The following is a 551-nucleotide window of genomic DNA, read 5'->3' as shown; positions in this document are numbered from 1 at the left end:
TTTATTATATAGATGGATTTATATTCACTTAACTCCTTCTTTTTCTTATCTAAAAGTAACTGACGCATTCTAAACATCGTAGATGAACAGAGTAAAATGCTAATAAGTTGCCCATACAAGTGACACTCTAAGCGTTCCCTCTTAATCTCTATGCACTTGTCAATTTGAAAGAAAGAATTTCAATCTGCCAACGTAACGAATACAGTTCATGAATATGTTCCGTTAGAACGTCTTCTAAAGAAAGATTTGTAATAATATGTTCATTCCACTTAATCGTTTGCTTCGGTCTTTATAGGTAATGCCCTTCTTCTTTTCTTTTTTTGCTTGTTCTTTCAATCTTTTCTCTGTTTGTACCTCAGTTAGTCGATGAATAATCACTCGGGCGGGTAGTTTTTGAACCCTGTACAGAGAATGTGTGAAGTATTAGAAATCCCAAGAAGCAGCCATTATCAGTCTCTTCAACTTGTCGTATCCAATCGCGAACAGGAAAACAAAGAACTAACGAATAAAATGAATCTCATTTACCTAGAAAGCAAGGGACAGTATGGTGC

At 35.2% G+C, this 551-nt stretch carries 1 pseudogene; it reads right to left on the bottom strand.

From position 1 onward, the window contains the following. Positions 1-396 (bottom strand): annotated as a pseudogene (locus AC1DVK_RS27155) (transposase); the annotation flags it as partial. Positions 397-551: the final 155 nt, after the last annotated feature.

The sequence above is a fragment of the Peribacillus sp. P4_B1 genome, assembly GCF_056402395.1.
Note: the sequence above shows the minus strand (reverse complement) of the source record. Positions and strands in the feature narration are given on the sequence as shown.